Below are 18719 nucleotides of genomic sequence, written 5' to 3' on the forward strand. Positions count from 1 at the left end.
GCCGCGCCCGCTCAGCACTCGATGACGTTGACCGCGAGGCCGCCCTCGCTCGTCTCCTTGTACTTCGTCGACATGTCGATACCGGTCTGACGCATCGTCTCGACCACCGCGTCGAGAGAGACGTAGTGACTGCCGTCGCCGCGCAGAGCGAGTCGTGCGGCCGTGACCGCCGTCGACGCCGCGATCGCGTTGCGCTCGATGCACGGGATCTGCACGAGCCCGCCGACCGGGTCGCACGTCAGGCCCAGGTGGTGTTCCATCGCGATCTCGGCCGCGTTCTCGATCTGCCGGTTGGTGCCGCCCATGACGGCGGTCAGCCCACCCGCGGCCATCGCACACGCGGATCCGACCTCGGCCTGGCATCCGCCCTCGGCCCCCGAGATCGAGGCGTTGGCCTTGAAGAGAGAGCCGAGCGCCGTCGCCGTCAGCAGGAATCTCCGGATGCCGCGACGGCGGTTGGCTTCTGCGACGTCGTCGTCGTCCCACGCCGAGACCTCGCCGCGCGTGACGGCGTGACCGTCGAAGCCCAGCAGGGCGCTGCCGACGAGCTCGCCGTACGGGGTGACGGCGTTGCCCTGACCGAGTCCCGAGTCGGCGAGGAAGCGCCACCAGTACATGGCCACGGCGGGCAGGATGCCGGCGGCACCGTTGGTCGGTGCGGTCACCACCCGTCCGCCCGCGGCGTTCTCTTCGTTGACGGCGAGCGCGAAGGCGCCGAGCCATTCGCCCGGAAGCTCGCGGTGCCCCTCGGCCTGGATCTCCTCGAGCTGGCCGCGGATGACCGCGGCGCGACGCTTCACCTTGAGCATGCCCGGGAGCACGCCGTCGTTCGCGAGTCCGGCGTTCACGCACGCGGCCATGGCATCCCAGATGCGGTCGAGACCGGCCGCGACCTCCTCGTCGCTGCGGAGCGCGGTCTCATTCAGACGAGCCGCTTCGGCGATCGTGATCCCGCGCTCGTCGCACAGTGCGAGCAGGGTCGCGGCGTCGTCGAACGCGAGCGGCATCGGCTCGGCGGCCACGCGCGCGGGCTCTCCCTCGCGGCGGATGAAGCCACCACCGACGGAGAAGTAGGTGTCCTCCGCGATCACCGTGCCGTCGGCGTCACGCGCGACGAGCGTCATGGCATTCGGGTGACCGGGCAGCCGCGTACGCGGCTCGAAGACCACGTCGCTCTTGGCGAAGGGGATCTCGTGTCGACCGGCGAGGGCCAGGGGCCGCCCCTCGGGCCAGTCCGACCAGACCCGCCGCACGGCATCCGGATCCACGGTCTCGGGTTCGAGGCCCTGCAGGCCCGCGACGACCGCGTCGGGAGTGCCGTGCCCGATACCGGTGGCGCCGAGCGAGCCGTACAGCGCGCACGAGACGGATGCCACCTTCTCAAGGGCGCCGTCGCCCTCGAGTCGAGCGGCGAAATCGACAGCGGCCCTCATGGGGCCGACGGTGTGGGAGCTCGAGGGTCCGATCCCGATGGAGAACAGCTCGAACGCGGAGGTGTATGCGCTCATCCCGCCAGCGTACGTCGCCCCTCCGCCCCGGCGCAGTCACCGCGCAGACACCCTGCCGTCACCGCTGCGCCACGCCCGGGATGCAGGGTGTGCGGGGCCGATTAGACGTGTCACAGGCTCCCGGCTATGCTTGACCACGGCCTGCGCGCCGTTTCGCGCGGAGGCCCTAGCGCCCGTAGCTCAATGGATAGAGCATCTGACTACGGATCAGAAGGTTAGGGGTTCGAGTCCCTTCGGGCGCACACTGTGTTGAGACAGTGACAAGCCCCGGCCGTGAGGAAACTCCGGCCGGGGCTTTTTCCATCTCCGGATGCCGCGCCCTCCGCGTCCCGCGCGGTCGCGGTGGCGCCGGTTCAGGCCGACGCTTCGCCTCGGTGCGCGGCCTCGGTCGCCGCCGAATGCAGCTGCAGGATCGCCATCGCCTCGTGCAGGGATCCGAGCGGGGCCTCGATGTCGTCGTAGTGGTGCACGAAGCCGGCCGCGTCGCGGGCGCTCACCGACACGAGCGCATATCCCTCCCGGGCCACGCGGGGCTTTCGTCCGAAGCGTCGCTGCGCCATGGCATCCACCTTCCGTCCGCGCCGACGCTACTCGGGGGTCGCACGCGCCTCTGGGCACCGCGCCGTAGGCAGGTCAGACCCGGACCCTCAGCGCGCGGCGGACTTCTTCTTCTTGCCGCCCTTGCCGCCGCCGGTCGTCGGCGCGACCTCGTCGAGCGGCTCGGCCTCGACGGTGGCGGCCTTGTCTTTCGCGCGGCGCTTGGCCTGGGAGGCGAGGCGGGCGAGGTCGACCATGCGCAGGGCGTCCATGCGCGCCTTGCGCATCTGGGCGTACTCCGGATCGGCGTCGGCGGTCATGCCCTCGACGTCGAGCCGCTGGCTGAGGTTGGCCTCGACATCGCCCCACGCCGCGATCCGCGCGTCGGCGACGAGCTTCGCGAGACGCTCGGGGTCGGCGGCGAGCGTGCGCAGTTCTTTCGCGACGCCGCGGGACTGCTTGGCCCGGCGACGGAGGTTGCGCGTGTCGCGGTCACGGTAGTCGTGGGTGCCGGAGGAGTCGGAGAACCGCCCCCACGCGCGCTTGCGCTGATGGGTGACGCGGTCGGCCGCCTGATCCTGCTCGTCGGCGAGGGCGGCGAGCGTCTCGCGGGCGAAGTCCGCGAAGACCTCGCCGTCGAACTGCCCGCCGCGACCGATGGTCTCGACGAGGATCCGATTGCGCACGGTCAGACGCGCCGCGGCCGTCGCAATCGACAACCCTTCGGCGATGGCCTCTTTCGTACGCCCCACGGGACCTCCCGCTCCAGGCTATCGCCCGGGGTGCGCGGATCGCTCAGGCGAGTTTCGACACGATGGTCGCCACGCGGCGCGCGCGCGTGTCTGCGGCCTTCGCACCCTCGACGTTCGTGACGTGGGCCTTGCGCGCGCTGAGCGAGAGCGCGTCGAATGCCTCGCGCTTCCCCGCCGCGGAGAGGGCAGCGGCCAGGTCGTCGGGGACCTCGACGGTGCGCGGCGCGGTGTCGAGGGTCAGCTCCACCGTGATGGCGTCGCCGCCGGACAGCCCCGTCGCTTTCCGCTTGTCGGCGGAGAACGGGACGAGCGAGCGTCCGCCCATGGCCCCGACGGTGCTGGAGTAGGTGTAGCCGTTCACGTCGACGGTGACGGCGGGGCGCTTGCCGCCGTCGAGCGCCTCGAGCACCTCGGGAGGCACCTCGATGCCGGTGTTGTTGCCCATCTGGAAGAGCGTGGTCTCGAAGCGCATGCGCCGAGTGTCCCAGATCGCTCGCTACGTGAACACCCCGTGAAATGCAATCCCCTCGGGCGGACAGGTGACCCTGCCTATCGTCGGAACTGTTGCGGAGGGCCTCGGAGAGTACTCGGGGGCCTTCTGTCGTTTCCCGGCCTACTCCATTGCGCGCTGCCGGCGCAAAGGGCAATCCGATTCGACGTCTTCCTCCGAAGATGGGGTGAAGCGACCGGACGGTCGCTGCCAACACTCTGGGAGGTTCATCATGAGCTCGTCACCCAACCGCATCGTCGCGACCGTCTTCGGTGCCGTCTATCTGCTGGTCGGTCTTCTCGGCTTCGCTGTCACCGGCGGCGTCGGTTTCATCGCGACGCAGGGCGGTCTGCTGCTCGGCATCTTCGAGGTCAACCCGCTGCACAACATCGCCCACCTGCTCATCGGTGCGGTCCTGCTGATCGCGGGCCTGGCCAACGCACGTGCCGCGAAGGGCGTCAACACCACCGTCGGCGCCGTGTACCTGCTGCTCGGTATCGTCGGGTTCTTCCTGACCGGTACTGCGGCGAACATTCTCGCGCTGAACGTGCCCGACCACTTCCTCCACCTCGCCAGCGCCGTCGTGCTGCTGGGTGTCGGACTCGGTACCGAGCGCAACGTCCCGCGCACGGCTGCGGTCTGATCATGACCGCCGCGACCTTCGTGCGGTCGTGGCCCTCCGTATCCGCGTGGGGGGCCGGCCTCATCACCGCTGCCCTCGGCGCGGGTGCGATCGTCCGTTCCGATTCCGGGGCCGTCGCCGACGGCCTCGGGATCGGGGCGGTCGTCTTGGGACTCGCCGCTCTCGCCTGGGGCGGCGCGGTCCTCTCCACCGGCCGTCTGGTGGTTCCTCGCCTCGCTCTCGCCGGTGCGCTCGTCTCGCTGATCCTCGTGTCGTCGCTGATGTTCGTCACCCCCGCGCATACGAGCATCCTCGGCGTCGCCGCGGCGTGCGTGCTGCTCGTCGTCGTGGGCGCCACGGTCGCCGTGCACCTGCGCCGTCTGCGCGATGGAGCGCCCGCAGACCGTGCGGCGAAACCGATGAGCGTCGTCGGGCTGCTCGTCGCCGCCGCCGTGCTCTCGGTCATCGTCACCCCGGCTCTCGGAGCCACGCAGGATGCCGTGCTCATGCGCGACGACGGCACCGTTCCTGTGATCTCGCACGAAGGTCACTGACGACCTCGGCCGATCCCGCGCCCGCCCGCTCAGACGGTGGCACGCTGGAGAGGTGACCGACGCGACCTACCCCTCCGCTCCCGGCTGGATCCAGTCGCTGCGGGGCAAGATCCTCGTCGCTCTGGCGGGCGACCCGACCGGAATGGCACCGTACGTCCGCGCCATCGCCGACGGTGACGACACCGGCTACTTCGCCGAGAACGGCCCCGCGTGGACCGTGCACGCCGGCATGGGCACTCTCGTCGCCGGCATCCGGGCTCTGCTTCTGCAAGCACTGCACCCGGGAGCGCTCGCGGGGGTTCACGACTGGTCGCGCTATCGCGAAGACCCGATCGGTCGCCTCACCGGTACGGTGCGCTGGGTCATCACCCTCACGTACGGAAGTAAGAGCCAGGCGGATGCCGAGACCCGGCGCGTCGGTCGGTTCCACCAACGGGTGAAGGGCGAATATCGCGCGGGTGACGGCACGGAGCGCGGTTACACCGCCGAGGCGGCCGATCTCGTGCGGTGGGTGCACCTGGCCTTCACCGACGCTTTTCTCGCCGGGAACGAGGTCTCGCGCAAGCCGATCCCCGGTGGACCCGATGCCTACGTCGCCGACTGGGCGACGGCGGGGCGCCTGATGCGGGTGATCGATCCACCTCTCACGCGCGACGCCCTGCGCGCCGAGATCGACGACTTCGCCGACCGCGGCGAGCTGCGCGGCGACGAGCGCGTCGCCGATGTCGTGCGCTTCCTGCGCAAGCCGCCGTTCCCCGGCCTGATGGGTCTGTCGTATCGCGTGCTGTTCGCCGCGGCCGTGGCGACGATCCCCCGCCGCTACCGCAAGATGCTCGGCGTACGACGCTGGCCGCTGCCCGTCCTCACGCTGACCCGCGTCGTGCTGCGGGTCACCGAGCGCGCGCTCGGCTCGGGCCCCCGCGCCCAGGACATGGCGCGCGAACGCCTGCGGCGGTTGGAGCGCGAACAGCGGGAGGCGGCGTGAGCGAAGACCCCCGGCAGGAGGCCGAACGCTACCGACTCGATCGCCGTCTGCGCGAGGCAGGGCTCGAACCCGAACCGGAGCCCGAGGCGCCGGCCCGCGGTTCGACGGCTGCGGAACGTGCCGCGTTCGTCGAGACCTCGATCCAGCAGGCGATCCGTCGTGGCGAGTTCGACGATCTGCCCGGGGCCGGCAAACCCCTGCCCGACCTGGGGTCGTCGCACGACCCGAACTGGTGGATCCGGCGCAAGATCGAGACGGAGCAGCTGTCGGGTCTCGGTCCCCCGGCCCTGACGCTGCGGGTCGAGTACGCCGAACGGGCGGAGCGGATGGATGCCATCGCGCGCGAGCCCGACGTGCGGGAGGCGCTCGAGGACTTCAACCATCGCGTGATCGAGGCGCGGCGGCAGCTGCAGGGCGGGCCGCCCGTGGTCACCCCGACCGTCGACGTCGACGCCGAGATCGCCGCGTGGCGCGAGAGACGCCACGCACGCGAGGCCGCGGCCGCGGTGGAGGCGCCGGCGCCGCGCCGGAGGTGGTTCCGGAGACGGTAGGCGCGGTTGCCCGCTGGGGTGGCTGAGGTCGTCGAAGCCACCTGTTCGGGGCGGTCCCTTCGACAGGCTTAGGGACCTTCGCTGGGTATGGCGACGCACGGACCGGGGGCGGCCCTTCGACAGGCTCAGGGACCTTGCGCGGGGCGGGTTCAGGACCTCAGAGGGCGGCGAGGGCCTCGGCCCGCTCGACCAGGGCGCGGGCCCGCGCGAGCGTCGGAGCGTACGAGCCGTCGACGGGACCGTCGGGGGTTGCCGTCAGCAGGGCGCGGGCGCGCTCCACCTCGTCGGGCGCGGGCGTGAAACCGGCGTGTGCGCCGGACACGGCGGCATCCTGAAGCGCCAAGGTGCCCGTGAAACCCATCGCGACCGCGTGCCGCGCCGCGTCGAGCGCCTGGTCGATCGGACCGCACGGGCCATCGATGGGCCCGGGAATGCCCGCCGCGGCCGAGGCGACCACGAGCTGCGCGCGGGGCCACGACAGCGCGATGCGGTCGGCGGCCATGCCGGTGTCGCGCCGGAAGTCGCCCGTGCCGAACGCGAGGCGACGGGTCGCCGGGTGAGCGGCGATCGCCGGGGCGGCCAGCAACGCGGCGGCGGACTCCACCATCGCGACGATCGGCGTGCCCGTCGGAAGCGAGGCCGCGACGTGGCCGACGTCGGCGGGTCCTGCGCACATCGCCAGCACGACCCCGGCGAGCCGGTCGTCGAGATCGCGTCCGAGCGCGAGGTCGGCTTCACCGTCGCGGGTTCCGGCGGCGCTGATGCGCAACCACACGGGCGCTTCGGCGGCGGCCCGGCGAGCCCGGTCGCGCCCCTCGGACTTGCGTCCGGAGGGGAGGCCGTCTTCGAGATCGAGCACGAGGACGTCGGCCGCGGTGTCGAGGCCGCCCGCGAGGGGCGACCGCAGCATCCAGGTGCGGGCGAGGTCCACGCGCGCGGGGGCGGGGGCGGCCGAAGCCGCCCCCGCCGGGGTGTGCGCAAGGCTCACGAGCGACTCCGAGCCGACTCCTCCGCCTCCGCCTGAACGCGGAAGGCGTTGAGCGTCGAGGTGTCGACGGAACCGACGGGGCCGGCGCCGACCGCCACGGAGGCGTCCTGCTTCGCATCCGCCGCCTCGTTCACGGCCGCGCCGTGCGAGCCGCCGTGACCATCGCCGGTGAGCATCGTCTCGTCGAACGGGAGGTTTCCGGCGAGCACCTCGCGGACGCGCTGGCCGTCGTACTCCTTGGTCCAGACGCCGATCAGCATCGTGGCCACCGCGTTGCCGGTGAAGTTGGTGACGGCGCGGGCCTCCGACATGAAGCGGTCGATGCCGACGATCACGCCAACGCCGTCGACCAGGTCGGGGCGGTAGGCCGAGAGTCCACCGGCGAGGGTGGCGAGACCGGCACCGGTGACACCGGCGGCGCCCTTCGAGGCGATGATCATGAAGATCATCAGGCCGATCTGCTCGCCGAGCGACATGGGCGAGCCCATCGCGGTGGCGATGAACAGCGAGGCCATCGTCAGGTAGATCGCGGTGCCGTCGAGGTTGAACGAGTATCCCGTCGGGACGGTGATGCCCACGACCGGCTTCGAGACGCCCAGGTGCTCCATCTTGGCGATGAGGCGGGGCAGAGCGGCCTCCGACGACGAGGTACCGACGATCAGCAGGTACTCGCGGCCCAGGTACTTCATGAGCGTGAAGATGTTCACCCGCGTCACGACGTACAGCAGCACACCGAGCACGAGCGTGATGAACAGGAAGCACGTCAGGTAGAACGCGCCCATCAAGATGCCCAGGCTGATCACGGCCTGGAAGCCGGTCTTGCCGACGACCGCGGCGATCGCACCGAAGGCGCCGATCGGAGCGAGCCACAGGATCATGCCGAGGATGCGGAAGACGAGCACCTGGAAGTTGCGGATGCCTTCGACCATGCGCGCCCCGCGCTCGCCCATGCCCTGCAGGGCGAAGCCGACGAGGAGGGCGATGAACAGCACCTGGAGAATGCTGCCGCCGGTGAATGCCGAGAAGAACGTCGTGGGAATGATGCCCAGAATGAAGTCCTGCGTGGTGGTGGCCTCGGCGGGGGCGTCGTACTGCGCACCCGAGATGTTGAGACCCTCACCGGGGTGGATGATGTTGCCGACGACCAGGCCGATGATCAGCGCGAATGACGACATCACCAGGAAGTAGACCATCGCCAGGCCGCCGATCTTGCCGACCGTGGAGGCCTTGGCGATCGAGCCGATGCCCACGACGATCGTGCAGAAGATCACCGGGGCGATCATCATCTTGATGAGCGAGACGAAGCCTTTGCCGACCGGCTCGAGCGCCGTGGCGAAGGCCGGGGCCACGAGACCGACGATGATGCCGGCCACGACGGCGACGATCACGGCGATGTAGAGCCAGTGGTTGCGGTCGATCTTCTTACGGGGGCGACCATCCCGGGTGGTGCGGAGTGAGAGAGCCATCAGCGCCTATCCCCTCTTCCTAACGTCATTGTTTTTCCCGACGAAGCCGTCGGCGAATGACATGACTGTGGCCGAGGGCGGGCACCTGCACGATTTGTGGTCGTATTGTTCACGACAGCGCGACGAAGGGCGGTGACATGAGACTGAGCGTGGGAGGACGCCTGGCCTTGGTATCGCTCGGCGTCGTCGTCCTCGTCGCCGGAGTGCTCGCGGCACTGCTCTCGCTCCAACTCAGCGACTCCGGCCAGCGCGAGGCCGAGAAGGTGACGCGGTCGGTCGCCGAGACGCTCGCGCACGAGCCCGACGTCGCGGTGCTGGCGGCCGCCCGTGACTCCGACAGCCTGCAGCCGATGGTCGAGCGGATCCTCCCCGAGGCCGACCTGTCGTTCGTCACGATCATGACGCCCGACGGCATCCGCATCACCCACCGCAACCGGTCGGAGATCGGCGAGCCGTACCTCGGGTCGCGCGAAGAAGCCCTGGCCGGGAACACGTTCACCGAGGTGTACGAAGGCACCCTCGGCCCCTCGGTCCGCACGATCGCCCCCATCCGCACCGACGGCGGCGAGACCGGCGACATCGTGGCCCTCGTCTCGGTGGGGGTGACCCTCGGCGCCGTGCAGCAGGACATCGCCGCACGCGCTCCGCTCATCGTCTTGGCATCCGCCGCCATCGTCGGCATGGGCGTGCTCGGGGCGCTGTACGTGCGCCGCAGCGCCCGCCGCGTGACCGGGTCGTACACGCCGGGCGAGCTGTCGCGACTCGTCGAGAGCTACGAGACGGTGCTGCACTCGCTGCGCGAGGGTCTCGTCGTGACCGACCGTGCCGGACGCATCGTTCTGTACAACGACGAGGCGGCCGACCTCCTGGGACTCCCGCCGGCGACGAGCGGGCAGGTGTCGCTCGACCCGCGCGACATCGACATGGACACCGGGCTCGCCGAGGCCATCGCGACCGGGCGCCGCATGGTCGAAGAGACCGTCGTCAACGGCGATCGCGTGCTGCTGGTCAATCAGGAGGAAGCGCGGGACCTCAGCGGTCGACGCGCTCCCGAACGCGGGCGCGTGATGACCCTGCGCGATCGGTCGGAGCTGCAGTCCCTGCTGGGCGAGCTCGAAGGCGTGCGCACGCTCAGCGACACCCTGCGCTCGCAGACGCACGAGCACGGCAACCGCCTGCACGCCTTGCTCGCGCTGCTCGAACTCGGCCGAGTCGACGAAGCGCGGCGCTTGATCGTCGCCTCGACCGGCGAGCGTCAAGGGCTCGCGGACCGCCTCGTCTCGGACGACGACGACGCCGTGGTCGTCGCGCTGCTGCTCGGCAAGCTCGACGAGGCCGCCGAGCGCGGCGTGCGCCTCGACATCGACGTGGCCGAACCCACGCCCACGCTGCCACTCGCCGCGGCCGAAGCGGTCACGGTCGTCGGCAACCTCGTCGACAACGCGCTGGATGCCGCGGCGGCAGGTCCCGAGCCGCGGTGGGTGCGCGCGACGCTGCGCGAGAACGGCGCCGACGTGATCGTCGAGGTCGTCGACAGCGGGGCGGGATTCGATCCGACGCTTCCCGACCCCTTCGCCTTCGGCGCCTCGACCAAGACCGCCCTCGCCCCGGGCGGGCGCGGCGTGGGACTCGCGCTCGTGCGTGACATCGTCGCCACCCGCGGAGGCACCCTTCAGGTGACCGCGCAGCCCACCACGGTGCGCGTCTTCCTCCCCGCGGTGGCCGAGGCGGTGGCGCCGTGATCCGCGTGCTCGTCGTCGACGACGACGCCCTCGCCCTCGAGCTGCACAGCGCCTACGTCGGCCGCGTGCCGGGGTTCGAGGTCGTCGGGCAGGCGGCCGGGGCCCGCGCGGCGCTCACCGCGATCACCGACCCCGATCGCTCGATCGACCTCGTGCTGCTCGACATGACCATGCCCGACGGCACGGGACTCGACGTCGCCCGGCGCGTGCGCGCGATGGGCTCGGGCGTCGACATCATCGCGGTGACCGCGGTGCGCGACGCCGCCACCGTGCGGGCGGCGGTGTCGATCGGGGTCGTGCAGTACCTCATCAAGCCGTTCGCGTTCGCCGCGTTCCGCGAGCGCCTCGAGGCGTACCGCTCGTACGTCGAGGGACTGGATCGTGCCGCGGGAGATGCCACTCAGTCGGAGGTCGATGCCCTGCTCGGCTCGCTCCGCACGGTCGCCGCCCCCGTGCTGCCGAAGGGCCTCAGCGACGAGACGTTGCAGGCCGTCGCTGCGCGCGTGCGCACCGCTGCGGGAGCGGTGTCGTCGACCGAGGTCGGCGAGAGCGAGGGGATGTCGCGGGTCACGGCCCGGCGGTACCTCGAGCACCTCGCCGACGCCGGGCGTGTACGTCGCGAACCCCGGTACGGCGGCCAGGGCCGCCCCGAGATCACCTACGCCTGGGTGCGCGGCTGAGCCACGCGAGGTCCCCGAGCCCGCCGAAGGGACCGGAACCCGCGCGGAACGATAGGTCCCTGAGCCTGCCGAACCGGAACCCGCAGAATCCCCGGTGACTTCGACACGCTCAGCCACCTCGATCGCTGCGGGTCAGAGGTCGAAGGCCGCGCGCACGCCCTCGTTGACGACCACGCCGGCGCGCACGTTCAGGCCCTTGGCCAGAGCCGGATCGGCGGATGCCGCGGCCTCCCAGCCCTGCTCGGCGATGCGCGTGATGTACGGGAGGGTGGCGTTCGACAGGGCCCGGGTCGAGGTGTGCGGCACCGCGCCGGGCATGTTCGCCACGCAGTAGTACAGCGCCTCGTGCACGCGGAAGGTCGGCGCGTCGTGCGTGGTCGGGTGCGAGCCTTCGAAGCAGCCGCCCTGGTCGATCGCGATGTCGACGAGCACCGCGCCGGGCTTCATCGCGGCGACCATGTCGTCGGTGACGAGCTTGGGGGCTGCGGCGCCGGGGATGAGCACCGATCCGATCACGAGGTCGGCGTCGGAGAGCTGCTCGGCGATCTCGAGGCGGGTCGAGGCGCGGGTCTCGATCGCGCCGCCGAAGCGCTCCTCGAGCTGGCGGAGCTTCGGCAGCGAGATGTCGATCACCGTGACGCGGGCGCCGAGCCCAAGAGCGTTGGCCGCAGCGTGCTCGCCCGCGACGCCGCCGCCGATCACGACGACCTTCGCCCGCGGGGTGCCGGGGACGCCGCCGGGGAGCAGACCGCGCCCGCCCGAAGCGCGCAGCAGGTGATGGGCGCCCTCGATGATCGACAGGCGTCCGGCCACCTCGCTCATCGGGGCCAAGAGCGGCAGCGCACGATCGGCGGTCTGTACGGTCTCGTAGGCCACGGCCGTGGTGCCGGCGGCCATGAGCGCATCGGTCAGCGGCCGGTCGGCGGCGAGGTGCAGGTAGGTGAAGAGCTTGAGGTCGCGGCGCAGGAAGCCGTATTCGGGGGCGATGGGCTCCTTGACCTTCACCAGCAGCTCGGCGCGGGCCCAGGTCTCTTCGGCGGTGTCGACGATCTCGGCGCCGGCCGCGCGGTACTGCTCGTCGGAGAAGCCGCTGCCCTCACCCGCGCCCGCCTGCACGAAGACCTCGTGACCGCGGTGGACGAGCGAATCGACCCCCGCGGGCGTCATGGCGACGCGGTTCTCGTTGTTCTTGATCTCGGTGGGCACGGACACGCGCATGGGTTCCTCCTCGAGCGGATGAGCGTTGCCCAGAGGATCGCAGAAAAGAGTGTTTCCGTGGTGTTTCAACGCAGATCCTTCGGCTACCGCCGTTGGAGCAGGGATATCATCGGCGAGACGACTCCCGCCGGGGTCGACGACGCGAAGGATCTACGGTGGCCGACGACGACCTTCACCCCCTCGACGCGCGCATCATCGAGTTGCTGTCGGCCGACGCGCGCATGACGAACGCCGCTCTCGCCGAGGAGCTCGGGGTCGCGGCATCCACCGCCCATGCGCGCTTGCGGGGCCTTGTCGACCGCGGACTCATCACCGGGTTCCACGCCGCCGTCGACCAGAGCCGCCTCGGCCGCGGACTGCAGGCGATCGTCGGGGTCACCCTGCGTCCGGGGCAGCGACAGGAGAGCATCCGCGCGTTCGCGCACGAGATCCGCCGCCACCCCGACGTGATCCAACTGTTCTTCCTCGGTGGCGCCGACGACTTCCTCGTGCACATCGCCGTCGACGATTCGTCGGCCGTCCGCCGCTTCGTCGTCGACCACCTCTCGGCTCGGCACAGCGTCGCCTCGACGCGCACGAGCATCATCTTCGAGTACCACCGCAACGCCCTGGCGGCGGACTTCGACTGAGCCCGCCACCGCGTGAGGGGTCAAGATCGGTCGCTGGGAGCCTCTCGAAGCGACACTTGATGACCCCTCACGCAGGCGGTGGAGGGCTCCTCAGCGCACCGCGGCCGCGATCGCGGCGATGTCGGCGGGCGTCGATCGGCAGCATCCGCCCACCAGACGTGCGCCAGCGGCGACCCATGCGGGGGCGTCGGCGGCGAGCGGGGCGGCGGCGCCGTGCCAGGTGCGGGTCGCGGCCTCCCACGTCTCGCCCGTATTCGGGTAGACCACGAGCGGCAGGTCGGGCGCATCCGCGAGGGCGGGCAGCACCGAGCCGGGGGCGCAGCAATTGACGCCCACCGCGACGACTCCGGGGGCGGATGCCGCTTCGCGCAGCGCCGCGGCGAGCGCTCCGCGACCCGAAAAACCGGTGCTGTCGGCCGAGAGGCTGACGAAGGCCGGCAGGTCGATCGCGGCGAGCTCGAGCGCGAGGGCCTCCACCTCGAGCGGCGAGGGGATCGTCTCGATCGCGAGCACGTCGGCTCCGGCTTCCGCGAGCACGTGCAGGCGTCGGCGGTGAGTCTGGCGCAGCTCGGCGAGCGAGAGTCCGTACGCGCCGGTGTACTCGCTGCCGTCGGCGCGGAGCGCTCCGACCGGACCGACGGATGCCGCGACCACCGCCTCGCCGGCTTCGCGTGCCAGGGTCACAGAGCGGCGCAGCAGCTCCTCGACCTCGGCATCCGGGATCTCTCCTCCGAAACCGATCTGGTACGACGCGGTAATCACGACCTCGGCGCCCGCGGCGACGAATTCGGCGTGTGCAGCGCGCACCTCGTCGGGGTCGTCGCGCAGCACGCGCGCCGACCACAGGTCGCTCGTGACGTCGTTGCCGCGCGACTCGAGCAGAGTGCCGAGGCCGCCGTCGAGGATGACGGGGCGCTCGGTCAGAGCGGTGGCGAGGTCGATCACGCCTCGTGCGTCTCGCCGGCCGCCAGCACGCGCAGGGCGCTCGCGAGCAGCGCCTGGTCTTGGCGGCTGACATCGCGTAGGGCCTCGGCCTCGAGGCGGACGAGCTCGGTCATCGCGGCATCCACCCGCTCGATGCCCTCGGCGGTGATCGCGACGAGGATCGCCCGACCGTCGGAGGGATTGGGGCGTCGGTGCACGAGGCCGCGCTCGGCGAGCTTGTCGAGGCGGTTGGTCATGGCGGCGCTGCCGATCATGGTCGCCGTGATCAGGCGCGTGGCGCTCAGCTCGGTGCCCGCGCGGCGGAGCACCGCGAGCACGTCGAACTCCCACACGGCGATGCCGGCGCTCGCGAAGGCCTTGGCGCGCAGCTTCGAGAGGTGGAACGCCGCGCGGCGCAGGCGCGACATCACGTCGAGGGGCGTCAGGTCGACCTCGGGCAGCAGCTGCGACCAGGCGTCGATGAGGAGGTCGACCTCGTCGTCTTTACTGCTCGCGGTAGGCATTCTTCGACGGTACCGGAGCCGCGGGGTGTCGCGGCGCGCCTTGCAGGCTCGTCCCCGTCGTCGAGCGTCCACGAAACGCCGCATCCCACTGCCTTCGAGCGGCGTGTTCTGGACACTCGAGTGGGGGAAGAAGAGAGACGATCGGATGCCGGGGCCCCGCCCGCACGCCCGGCTCAGCGCTCGCGCGGGGGCGCCGTCGTCCCGCGCGCGACCAGGCGCGTCGGGAGCTCGATGTGCATGGCGGGCAGTTCCTCGCCCGCGAGCAGCGCCAGCACGATGCGAACGGCCTCGGCGCCCAGGCGCTTCATCGGCTGGCGCACCGTCGTGAGACCCGGTTGGGCGCGAGCCGCCTCGGGCACGTCGTCGAAGCCGACCACCGAGAGATCGTCGGGCACGCGGAGTCCGCGCTCGACGGCGACCTCGACGATCGACAGGGCCGACAGGTCGTTCGCGGCGAACACCGCGGTGGGCGGGTCGGGCAACGCGAGCATCGCGTGCGCGGCCTCGCGGGCGACGTCGTGCTCGTACCGCCCGTCGCCGACGAGCGCGGGATCGAACGGGATGCCGGCGGCCGCGAGCCCCGCGCGGTATCCCGATGCGCGGGCCACCGCCGAACGCAGATCGGGGCGCCCGGCGATGAATCCGATGCGTCGGTGGCCGAGCTGCACGAGGTAGTGCACCGCCTGCTGGGCTCCCGTGAAGCTGTCGGACTCGACGGTCGGCACGTCGGCGCGACCGGTGTGCGGATCGATCGCGACGATCGGCACGTCGCTCGAAACGTTGACCACGGTCGGGGTGACGATGATGGCCGCGTCGATGAGCGTTCCGCTGAGCCGGCTCAGAGAGCGACGCTCCCAGCCCTCCCCGTCGCGACGGGCTCCGGTGTACGCGAGCAGGTCGTAACCGGTGTCGGACAGGGCTCCCGCGACGCCCTTGAGGATCTCGGCCGAGAACGGCTCGATGTCGGCCACCAGCACACCGATCACGCCCGTGCGCCGCGATCGCATGCTGCTGGCCACCAGGCTCGACTCGTAGCCGAGGGCCTTCACCGCGTCGAGCACGCGGCCCACGGTCTCGGGCGAGACGCCGTAGCGGCCGTTGACGGCCTTCGACACCGTGGCCACCGACACGCCGGCCGCCGCGGCGACGTCGTGGATGGTGGTGCGCCTCGTCATGGCATCCGACCCTAGCGTGGAAATCATTTTCGAAAACGTTTGACGATAAAGCGGGCTTCGGGCGACACTGCTGACACCTCGGCGGGCAGCAGACCCCGAGAAGCGCACGAACGGCAGAGCAGCCGCACACACCGACGCGCCCCGCGGCGCACCTCGACGAAGAGAAACGGGCATCACATGAACACGCGCAAGATCCTCGCCGGAGCGGCCCTCGCCGTCGCCGGCACCCTCGCGCTCGGCGGTTGCGCCGCAGGCGGCGGCAGCGGCCAGAACGCCGACGGCAGCGTCACCCTGACGCTCTGGCACAACTCGACGACCGGCGACGGCAAGAAGTACTGGGAAGACACCGCGGCCGCGTTCGAGGCGGCGAACCCGGGCGTCACCGTCGAGATCCAGGCCGTGCAGAACGAGGAGATGGACGGCAAGCTCCAGACCGCCCTCAACTCGGGCGACGCCCCCGACCTGTTCATGGCCCGCGGCGGCGGCAAGCTCGCCGACATCGTCACCGCCGGCCAGGCGATGGACCTGACCGACAAGATCTCGGCCGACGCCAAGACCGCCCTCGGCTCGTCGCTGTCCGCGTTCGAGATCGACGGCAAGAACTACGGCATGCCCGTCGCCGTGCTCCCCTCGGGCATCTTCACCTCTCAAGATCTGCTCACGGCCGCCGGTGTCACCTCGGCGCCCACGACCATCGACGAGCTCGAGGCCGCCAACGCCAAGATCAAGGCGACCGGCGTCGCCCCGATCGCCGTCGGTGCCAAGGACGCCTGGCCCGCCGCCCACTGGTACTACAACTTCGCGCTGCGCGCCTGCTCGAAGGACGTGCTCGACTCCGCCGCCGCGAGCCGCAGCTTCGACGACCCGTGCTGGCTGAAGGCCGGCGAAGACCTCCAGTCGTTCCTCGCGACGCAGCCCTTCAACGACGGTTTCCTCACCACCGCGGCCCAGCAGGGCGCCGGTTCGTCGGCGGGTCTGGTGGCCAACCACCAGGCCGCCATGGAGCTCATGGGCGCGTGGGACCCGGGCGTGATCGCCTCGCTCACCCCCGACGAGCAGCCCCTGGCCGACCTCGGCTGGTTCCCCTTCCCCGAGGTCTCGGGCGGCGACGGCGAACCCGGCGCCATGATGGGCGGCGTCGACGGCTACTCCTGCTGGGTCAACGCTCCCGCGCAGTGCACCGACTTCTTGAACTTCCTCGTCAACAAGGAGAACCAGGAGGCGTACGCGAAGGCCTTCCAGACCCTCCCCGCCTCGAGCGAGGCCGAGGGAGCGGTGACGACCCCGGCACTGAAGTCGGTGCTCGAGGCCTACTCGAAGGCGCCCTACGTCTCGGTGTGGCTCGACACCCTCTACGGCCAGAACGTCGGCAACGCGCTGAACGTCGCCGTCGTCGACATGTTCACCGGCAAGGGCTCGCCGCAGGGCATCGTCGACGCCGTCAACGCCGCAGCCTCGCGCTGAGGACACCGCTCATGACGACGCAGCTCGCCGCTTCGGCGACCGACGCCGGGTCTCGCCGCCCGGCCGGGGAGGGTGCGCACCGCACCCCCTCGGCCGGGCTGCCGCCCGCGCGGCGGCGACTCGAGAACTGGCGCATCCGCGGCGAACTCGCGATCCTCCTGGGCCCCGCCCTGGTGGTGTTCGTGTCGTTCGTCATCCTCCCCGTCGCCCTGGCCGCCTACTACGGCTTCTACAAGTGGTCGGGCTTCGGCGCACCTGTCGACTTCGTCGGCATCCGCAACTACGTCACGATCCTCACCGACCCCGCGTTCCACGAGGCGCTCGGCCACAACGCGTTCATCGTGGTCGGCTCGCTCGTGCTGCAAGGTCCCCTCGCCCTCGGATTGGCGTTGCTGCTCAACCGCAAGATGCGGGCGCAGTCGCTCATCCGCGTGCTCATCTTCGTGCCCTACGTCATCTCCGAGGTCGTCGTCGGTCTCGGCTGGGGCCTCATGCTGCAGTCGGGCGGGGCGCTCAACGGGGCGCTCGAGAAGATCGGACTCGGCGCCCTCCGCGCCGACTGGATCTCCGACCCCGCGCTGGCCATCTGGACGCTGCTGATCATCATCACGTGGAAGTACATCGGCTTCGCGGTGATCCTCTTCCTCGCCGGTCTCCAGGGCATTCCCGAAGAACTCAGCGAGGCCGCCGCGATCGACGGCGCCTCGTACTGGCAGATCCAGCGCCACATCGTGCTGCCGCTGATGGGTCCGACGATCCGCATCTGGGCGTTCCTGTCGATCATCGGCTCGCTGCAGCTGTTCGACCTCGTCTGGATCATCTGGGGCCAGTACGTCGCCTCGACCGCCGGCACCTCGACCATGGCCACCTACATGGTCGCCAACGGCCGTAACGCGGGCAGCTTCGGCTACGGCAGCGCCGTGGCCGTGGTCATGTTCCTCATCTCGCTCGCCGTCGCCCTCATCTACCAGCGCTTCGTGCTGCGGCGCGACACCGCCGGCGCCCTCACCGGAGGTTCCGAATGACCGCCACCGCTACCCTCGTGGCACCCAAGGCCCCCCGCTCGTCGCTGCGCTCCCCCGCCGGGGCGAAGCGCTCCAGCTCGATCGCCGTCGGCTTCGTCGCCCTGCTGCTGATCGGCATGATGCTGGCGCCGGTGGTCTACATCATCCTCGGCGGCTTCCGCTCGAACGCCGAGATCACCGTCGACCCGGCCGGCTTCCCGACCACCTGGAACTGGCAGAACTACGCCGACGTGCTGGGAAGCCCCATCTTCTGGGGCCAGGTCGGCAACTCCGCGATCGCGGCGATCGCCACCACGGTCTTCGTCGTCGCCCTCGGCCTGATGGCCGCGTACGCCCTGGCGCGCTACCGCTTCCGCGGACGCGGCGCGGTGTTCGCGCTGTTCACCGCGGGCCTGATGTTCCCGATGACGGTCGCCATCACGCCGCTGTACATCCTCGTGCGAGGCCTCGGCCTGATGAACTCGCTCGCCGGTGTCATCGTGCCGCAGATCGCCTTCGCCCTGCCGCTGACGATCATCATCCTGTCGCCCTTCCTCGCGGCCATCCCGAAAGAGCTGCAGGAGGCCGCCTCGATCGACGGGCTCGGCCGCCTCGGGTTCTTCTGGCGCATGGTGCTGCCCCTCGCCGTCCCCGCGGTGGTGACCGTCGGCATCCTGGCCTTCGTCAACAGCTGGAACTCGTACATGCTGCCGCTGTTCATCCTCAACAACGAGGCCGCCTTCACCCTGCCCCTCGGAACGCAGGCGTTCGCCTCCCAGTACTCCGTCGACACCGCGCGCGTGCTCGCATTCACCTCGCTGTCGATGATCCCCGCTCTGCTGTTCTTCAGCGTGTTCGAGCGTCGGATCGTCGGCGGCCTCACCGGCGCCGTGAAGGGCTGACCCA

Annotated in this window: 20 protein-coding genes and 1 tRNA gene; 11 read left to right on the forward strand and 10 right to left on the reverse strand. The window is 70.8% G+C overall.

The genetic code is table 11. The annotated features are described in order from the left end of the window. Positions 1 to 11 precede the first annotated feature (11 nt). The gene (locus M3667_RS12710; RefSeq protein WP_251508494.1) at positions 12 to 1508 is read right to left on the reverse strand and encodes an L-serine ammonia-lyase, iron-sulfur-dependent, subunit alpha; all 1497 of its coding nucleotides are present in this window, start codon (positions 1506 to 1508) and stop codon (positions 12 to 14) included. Between the two features lie 169 nt (positions 1509 to 1677). On the opposite strand from M3667_RS12710, the gene M3667_RS12715 reads away from it, so the two are divergent. Beyond that, positions 1678 to 1750, forward strand: a tRNA-Arg gene (locus tag M3667_RS12715). Positions 1751 to 1861: 111 nt separating this feature from the next. On the opposite strand, the gene M3667_RS12720 is transcribed toward M3667_RS12715, so the two are convergent. The 3 genes from M3667_RS12720 to M3667_RS12730 form a co-directional block, all read right to left on the reverse strand. Then, positions 1862 to 2068, reverse strand: a complete 207-nt coding sequence (locus M3667_RS12720) for a hypothetical protein (RefSeq protein WP_144832246.1) — start codon at positions 2066 to 2068, stop codon at positions 1862 to 1864. Between the two features lie 87 nt (positions 2069 to 2155). Next, positions 2156 to 2797: an asparagine synthase gene (locus M3667_RS12725; RefSeq protein ID WP_251508496.1), complete on the reverse strand. Its 642-nt coding sequence runs from the start codon at positions 2795 to 2797 to the stop codon at positions 2156 to 2158. Between the two features lie 43 nt (positions 2798 to 2840). Continuing rightward, complete coding sequence (locus M3667_RS12730; protein ID WP_251508498.1) at positions 2841 to 3269, reverse strand: YdeI/OmpD-associated family protein; 429 nt, start codon at positions 3267 to 3269, stop codon at positions 2841 to 2843. A gap of 250 nt (positions 3270 to 3519) precedes the next feature. Between M3667_RS12730 and M3667_RS12735 the strand changes: the two genes are divergently transcribed. The 4 genes from M3667_RS12735 to M3667_RS12750 are packed head-to-tail and all read left to right on the forward strand — an operon-like array spanning position 3520 to position 5999. Beyond that, positions 3520 to 3930 (forward strand): DUF4383 domain-containing protein, encoded by a 411-nt coding sequence (locus tag M3667_RS12735; protein WP_251508501.1) that lies wholly within the window; start codon positions 3520 to 3522, stop codon positions 3928 to 3930. 2 nt (positions 3931 to 3932) lie between these two features. Further along, positions 3933 to 4463 (forward strand): hypothetical protein, encoded by a 531-nt coding sequence (locus M3667_RS12740; protein WP_251508503.1) that lies wholly within the window; start codon positions 3933 to 3935, stop codon positions 4461 to 4463. Positions 4464 to 4515: 52 nt separating this feature from the next. Next, on the forward strand, positions 4516 to 5448 hold the full coding sequence (locus M3667_RS12745; protein WP_251508505.1) for an oxygenase MpaB family protein: 933 nt from the start codon (positions 4516 to 4518) through the stop codon (positions 5446 to 5448). Positions 5449 to 5495: 47 nt separating this feature from the next. Next, positions 5496 to 5999 carry a DUF1992 domain-containing protein gene (locus M3667_RS12750; RefSeq protein WP_251508624.1) on the forward strand — a complete coding sequence of 168 codons (504 nt, stop codon included), beginning with the start codon at positions 5496 to 5498 and terminating at the stop codon, positions 5997 to 5999. Between the two features lie 157 nt (positions 6000 to 6156). Here M3667_RS12750 and M3667_RS12755 read toward each other — a convergent pair whose 3' ends face one another. Further along, entirely contained in the window at positions 6157 to 6987 is an 831-nt protein-coding gene (locus M3667_RS12755; RefSeq protein WP_251508507.1) for an aldolase/citrate lyase family protein, read from the reverse strand. Beyond that, a complete protein-coding gene (locus tag M3667_RS12760) occupies positions 6984 to 8453 on the reverse strand; it encodes a cation:dicarboxylase symporter family transporter (protein ID WP_251508509.1) in 1470 nt (489 codons plus the stop codon). The genes M3667_RS12755 and M3667_RS12760 overlap by 4 nt, the downstream gene beginning before the upstream one ends. Positions 8454 to 8590: 137 nt before the next feature. Here M3667_RS12760 and M3667_RS12765 point away from each other — a divergent pair, with 137 nt between their 5' ends. Both M3667_RS12765 and M3667_RS12770 read left to right on the forward strand, forming a co-directional pair. Further along, positions 8591 to 10195, forward strand: a complete 1605-nt coding sequence (locus M3667_RS12765) for an ATP-binding protein (protein ID WP_251508511.1) — start codon at positions 8591 to 8593, stop codon at positions 10193 to 10195. Then, the gene (locus M3667_RS12770) at positions 10192 to 10875 is read left to right on the forward strand and encodes a response regulator (RefSeq protein WP_251508513.1); all 684 of its coding nucleotides are present in this window, start codon (positions 10192 to 10194) and stop codon (positions 10873 to 10875) included. The genes M3667_RS12765 and M3667_RS12770 overlap by 4 nt, the downstream gene beginning before the upstream one ends. Positions 10876 to 11007: 132 nt before the next feature. On the opposite strand, the gene ald is transcribed toward M3667_RS12770, so the two are convergent. Next, a complete protein-coding gene (gene ald, locus M3667_RS12775) occupies positions 11008 to 12093 on the reverse strand; it encodes an alanine dehydrogenase (protein ID WP_251508515.1) in 1086 nt (361 codons plus the stop codon). Between the two features lie 155 nt (positions 12094 to 12248). On the opposite strand from ald, the gene M3667_RS12780 reads away from it, so the two are divergent. Further along, entirely contained in the window at positions 12249 to 12722 is a 474-nt protein-coding gene (locus M3667_RS12780; RefSeq protein ID WP_251508517.1) for an Lrp/AsnC family transcriptional regulator, read from the forward strand. A gap of 90 nt (positions 12723 to 12812) precedes the next feature. On the opposite strand, the gene mmuM is transcribed toward M3667_RS12780, so the two are convergent. The 3 genes from mmuM to M3667_RS12795 all read right to left on the reverse strand — a co-directional run bounded on the left by mmuM (position 12813) and on the right by M3667_RS12795 (position 15345). After that, a complete protein-coding gene (gene mmuM / locus M3667_RS12785; RefSeq protein WP_251508518.1) occupies positions 12813 to 13667 on the reverse strand; it encodes a homocysteine S-methyltransferase in 855 nt (284 codons plus the stop codon). Next, on the reverse strand, positions 13664 to 14170 hold the full coding sequence (locus tag M3667_RS12790) for a MarR family winged helix-turn-helix transcriptional regulator (protein WP_144832214.1): 507 nt from the start codon (positions 14168 to 14170) through the stop codon (positions 13664 to 13666). Before M3667_RS12790 ends, mmuM begins: the two co-directional genes overlap by 4 nt. A 173-nt stretch (positions 14171 to 14343) precedes the next feature. Further along, positions 14344 to 15345 carry a LacI family DNA-binding transcriptional regulator gene (locus M3667_RS12795; RefSeq protein ID WP_251508520.1) on the reverse strand — a complete coding sequence of 334 codons (1002 nt, stop codon included), beginning with the start codon at positions 15343 to 15345 and terminating at the stop codon, positions 14344 to 14346. Between the two features lie 177 nt (positions 15346 to 15522). Between M3667_RS12795 and M3667_RS12800 the strand changes: the two genes are divergently transcribed. The 3 genes from M3667_RS12800 to M3667_RS12810 are packed head-to-tail and all read left to right on the forward strand — an operon-like array spanning position 15523 to position 18715. Continuing rightward, entirely contained in the window at positions 15523 to 16809 is a 1287-nt protein-coding gene (locus tag M3667_RS12800) for an extracellular solute-binding protein (RefSeq protein WP_251508522.1), read from the forward strand. Between the two features lie 11 nt (positions 16810 to 16820). Next, entirely contained in the window at positions 16821 to 17834 is a 1014-nt protein-coding gene (locus tag M3667_RS12805) for a carbohydrate ABC transporter permease (protein WP_251508524.1), read from the forward strand. Further along, positions 17831 to 18715: a carbohydrate ABC transporter permease gene (locus M3667_RS12810; protein ID WP_251508526.1), complete on the forward strand. Its 885-nt coding sequence runs from the start codon at positions 17831 to 17833 to the stop codon at positions 18713 to 18715. The genes M3667_RS12805 and M3667_RS12810 overlap by 4 nt, the downstream gene beginning before the upstream one ends. Positions 18716 to 18719 lie beyond the last annotated feature (4 nt).

It is taken from the genome of Microbacterium sp. P26 (assembly GCF_023712585.1).
GTDB lineage: Bacteria > Actinomycetota > Actinomycetes > Actinomycetales > Microbacteriaceae > Microbacterium > Microbacterium algihabitans_A.

What these genes read in the sequence shown, in the direction of transcription:
- M3667_RS12710 (WP_251508494.1), bottom strand. Translation starts at nt 1,508, where the DNA reads ATGAGCGCATACACCTCCGCGTTCGAGCTGTTCTCCATCGGGATCGGA.
- M3667_RS12720 (WP_144832246.1), bottom strand. Translation starts at nt 2,068, where the DNA reads ATGGCGCAGCGACGCTTCGGACGAAAGCCCCGCGTGGCCCGGGAGGGA.
- M3667_RS12730 (WP_251508498.1), bottom strand. Translation starts at nt 3,269, where the DNA reads ATGCGCTTCGAGACCACGCTCTTCCAGATGGGCAACAACACCGGCATC.
- M3667_RS12735 (WP_251508501.1), top strand. Translation starts at nt 3,520, where the DNA reads ATGAGCTCGTCACCCAACCGCATCGTCGCGACCGTCTTCGGTGCCGTC.
- M3667_RS12740 (WP_251508503.1), top strand. Translation starts at nt 3,933, where the DNA reads ATGACCGCCGCGACCTTCGTGCGGTCGTGGCCCTCCGTATCCGCGTGG.
- M3667_RS12760 (WP_251508509.1), bottom strand. Translation starts at nt 8,453, where the DNA reads ATGGCTCTCTCACTCCGCACCACCCGGGATGGTCGCCCCCGTAAGAAG.
- M3667_RS12765 (WP_251508511.1), top strand. Translation starts at nt 8,591, where the DNA reads ATGAGACTGAGCGTGGGAGGACGCCTGGCCTTGGTATCGCTCGGCGTC.
- ald (WP_251508515.1), bottom strand. Translation starts at nt 12,093, where the DNA reads ATGCGCGTGTCCGTGCCCACCGAGATCAAGAACAACGAGAACCGCGTC.
- M3667_RS12790 (WP_144832214.1), bottom strand. Translation starts at nt 14,170, where the DNA reads ATGCCTACCGCGAGCAGTAAAGACGACGAGGTCGACCTCCTCATCGAC.
- M3667_RS12795 (WP_251508520.1), bottom strand. Translation starts at nt 15,345, where the DNA reads ATGACGAGGCGCACCACCATCCACGACGTCGCCGCGGCGGCCGGCGTG.
- M3667_RS12800 (WP_251508522.1), top strand. Translation starts at nt 15,523, where the DNA reads ATGAACACGCGCAAGATCCTCGCCGGAGCGGCCCTCGCCGTCGCCGGC.
- M3667_RS12805 (WP_251508524.1), top strand. Translation starts at nt 16,821, where the DNA reads ATGACGACGCAGCTCGCCGCTTCGGCGACCGACGCCGGGTCTCGCCGC.
- M3667_RS12810 (WP_251508526.1), top strand. Translation starts at nt 17,831, where the DNA reads ATGACCGCCACCGCTACCCTCGTGGCACCCAAGGCCCCCCGCTCGTCG.